The following is a 3,543-nucleotide window of genomic DNA, read 5'->3' as shown; positions in this document are numbered from 1 at the left end:
GGGTGTGGGCGAGCAAGGGCTGGTTGTTCGAGCGCGGCGCGTTGGACTTCGCGGGCGGCACGGTCGTCCACGCCAACGCCGGTATCGCGGCGATCGTGCTGGCGCTGGTCCTCGGCAAGCGGGCCGGTTGGCCGACCGGCGACTTCCGTCCCCATAACGTCCCGTTCGTTCTCCTGGGCACCGGCATCCTGTGGGTCGGATGGTTCGGGTTCAACGCGGGTTCCGCGCTGGGCGCCAACAAGGTCGCCGGGTACGCCCTGCTCAACACCCAGATCGCGACCGGCGTCGCGATCCTCGGATGGCTCGCGGCCGAGCAGCTGCGCGACGGCAAGGCGACCACCCTGGGAGCCGCGTCCGGCGCGGTCGCGGGTCTGGTAGCCATCACCCCGGCCTGTGGTTTCGTCTCTCCGATGGGTTCGATCGCCGTCGGCGGCATCGCTGGCGTCGTCTGCGCCCTGGCCACCTCGATCAAGGGCAAGGTCGGCATCGACGACTCGCTCGACGTCGGTGCGGTCCACCTGGTCGGCGGTGTGCTCGGCGCTCTGCTGACTGGCCTCTTCGCCACTGTCGACACGAACGAGGCCGGCAAGGACGGCGTCTTCTACGGCGGCCCGTGGAGCGTCTTCGGGGAGCAGGCGCTCGCCGTTGGCGCGACGCTGGGCTACTCGGCCGTCGTGACGGCAATCATCGCTCTCGCCCTGAAGTACACCATCGGTCTCCGGCTGAACGCCGACGACGAGATCGCCGGCATGGACGAGGCGTTGCACGGGGAGACGGCGTACCGCTTCACGTCCATCGGCGGTAGCGGCTCGCTGCCCACGAGCAGCATCAGCCCCGTCAAGGTGCCCGAGGAGGCCCAGGCATGACCAAGCTCGTCACCGCCGTCATCAAGCCGTTCAAGGTCGACGACGTGAAGGCGGCGCTCGAGACCCTGGGCGTGCACGGACTGACGATCTCCGAGGTCCAGGGCTACGGCCGGCAGAAGGGCCACACCGAGGTCTACCGCGGCGCCGAGTACAAGGTCGACTTCGTGCCGAAGATCAAGATCGAGGTGGTCGTCGCGGACGGGGCGGTCGACGATCTGGTCGCGGCGATCACGTCGTCGGCGCAGACCGGCAAGATCGGCGACGGCAAGATCTGGGTCGTTCCGGTCGAGTCGGTGGTACGGGTCCGTACCGGCGAGCGGGGGGCGGACGCGCTGTAGTAGTGCCGGGCGTGGCAACGCCACCGCGGCACGGCTCCACCGCACCACCCGACTCCATCCATCACCGTTACCACGCACCACCCGGCACCACGCACCACCCGCGACACCACCCGATCCGGCACCACCCGAGACCACAGTTGCGCTGGTGCGCGTTTCTGTGTCCTCGGCTCGGCGCTCCGCTGGCCGTGATCGATCCAGATTCGAGATCGATCACGGCCAGACGGCCGAACGGAGGAGGACAGCCATGACGGACCGCCTGGAGATCCTCAAGGGCCGCTCCGAGCGCCTGCCCACGGCGACCGGCCCACGGCTGCGCCGCATCCTCACCGACCTCGCCGACCATGCCCTAGTCGACCTGTTCGGCGATCCCGGGCCGGGAATGGCCCTAGTGGCCGTCGGCGGCTACGGACGCGCGGAGCCCGCGTTCGGCAGCGATCTCGACCTCGTCCTCGTCCACGACGGCAAACAGAACGACATCTCCGCCGTCGCCGACGCGGTCTGGTATCCGCTGTGGGATTCGGGGGTGGGCCTCGATCACAGCGTGCGCACCGTCGACGAGGCCATCATGGTGGCCGACGGTGACCTCAAGGCCGCGCTCGGCCTGCTCGACGCCCGCCACGTCGCGGGTGACGCGACGCTGGCCACGCAACTCGCCCAGCGGGCTCGCGCCCGGTGGCGGTCCCATGCCCCGAAACGACTGCCCGAGCTCGCCGAGGCCGTCGCGGAACGGGCCGCCCGGCTCGGTGAGGTCGCGTTCCTGCTCGAACCCGACCTGAAGGAATCCCGCGGCGGACTACGTGACGTCCATGCCCTGCACGCCCTCGCGGCGGCCTGGGTCGCCGAGTCCCCCTCCGAGCGGGTAACCGCCGCCGGTCAGGTGCTGCTCGATGCCCGCGGCGAGATCCGCCGGCTGAGCCGGGGACGAGCCCACGATCGGCTCCTGCTCCAGGACTCCGAGGCGGTCGCCACCATGCTCGGCTACGCCGACGCGCTCGCGCTCGCGCACGCGGTCGCCGACGCCGGACGCGCCATCTCCTGGACCTGGGACACCACCTGGTACCGGGTCGCGGCCGGCCTGCGGTCGGTGGCGCGGTGGCGCGGTGGCGGCCGGCGGCCAGCCCGCCGCCCCCTCGGCGAAGGGGTGGTCGACCAGGACGGCGAGGTCCAGCTCGCCCGGGACGTCGATCCGGCGAAGGACCCGGTCCTGGTGCTGCGGGCCGCCGCCGCGGCCGCACGAAGCGGGCTCCCGCTGGGCCGCTACGCCGTCGACCGGCTGGCCCGGGAGGCTCCACCGATGCCCGACCCCTGGCCTGACGCCGCCCGTGACGCGCTGGTCACGCTGCTGGCCACCGGCGACGCGGCCGTGGGGGTGCTGGAATCCCTCGACCAGGTGGGGCTGCTCGTCCGGCTCATCCCGGAGTGGGCGGCGGTGCGCAGCAGACCACAACGCAATCCCTACCACCGTTACACCGTCGACCGGCATCTGATGGAGGCCGCGGCGCGGGCCGCCGCGCACACCCGCGAGGTGGACCGGCCGGATCTGTTGCTGCTCGGCGCCCTCCTGCACGACATCGGTAAGGGCTTCTCCGGCGACCATACCGACGCGGGCATCGTGCAGATCGAACGGATCGGCCCGCGGCTGGGCCTGCCGCCCGAGGACGTTGACGTGCTTGTCGCCATGGTCCGCCACCACCTGCTTCTCGGCGAGGCCGCGACCAGGCGGGACATCGACGATCCCGGGACAATCGAGAGCGTCGCCGCGTCCGCCGGCAGCGTGCGGATCCTCACCCTGCTGCACCGACTGACCGAAGCCGACTCCCGGGCCACCGGCCCGACCGCGTGGAACGCCTGGAAGGCGCGGCTGATCGGTGACCTCGTCGAGCGGGCCCGGGCCGTCCTCGGCGGCGAGCGGGTCCCGTGTCCCCCGCACCTCGACGATCGGCAGCGTGGTCTGCTCGCGCTGCCCGACGAGCACGTCGTCCAGGTCAATCCGCTGCCGAACGAGGGCATGTTCGAGATCGTGGTGGTCAGCGCCGACCACGTCGGACTGCTGGCGATCATCGCTGGTGTCCTTGCGCTGAACCGGTTGGACATCCGGCGGGCCTCGGCCCGGAGGAACGGCGGTCGGGCGCTGCTGCAGGCCGCCGTGGCCGCGCCGCACGGACGGGTACCGGAGCCGGCGCGGCTGCTCGCCGACCTGCGGGCCGCGCTCGCCGGCACCCTCGACGTCGCCGGTCGGCTCGCCGCCCGGGAACGCGACTACGCCGGGGCCAAGCGGTGGACCACGCCCGGCGCACCTCAGGTGATCTTCGATGACGACCTGGGATCGATGACCGTGA

Annotated in this window: 3 protein-coding genes; all 3 read left to right on the top strand. The window is 71.8% G+C overall.

What is annotated here, in order from left to right:
* Nucleotides 1–866 (top strand): ammonium transporter (locus ACY45C_RS13735; RefSeq protein WP_462188003.1); only part of this gene is annotated, 866 nt, incomplete at its 5' end.
* The gene (locus ACY45C_RS13730; RefSeq protein ID WP_011434886.1) at nt 863–1,204 is read left to right on the top strand and encodes a P-II family nitrogen regulator; all 342 of its coding nucleotides are present in this window, start codon (nt 863–865) and stop codon (nt 1,202–1,204) included. The genes ACY45C_RS13735 and ACY45C_RS13730, both read left to right, overlap by 4 nt.
* Nucleotides 1,205–1,448: 244 nt before the next feature.
* Nucleotides 1,449–3,543, top strand: a 2,095-nt coding sequence (locus ACY45C_RS13725; protein WP_462188002.1) for a [protein-PII] uridylyltransferase, incomplete at its 3' end; no start/stop codon positions are given.

The organism is Frankia sp. CcWB2, from assembly GCF_977927585.1.
The sequence above is the reverse complement of the archived record's forward strand: the minus strand, read 5'-3'. Positions and strand labels throughout refer to the sequence as shown.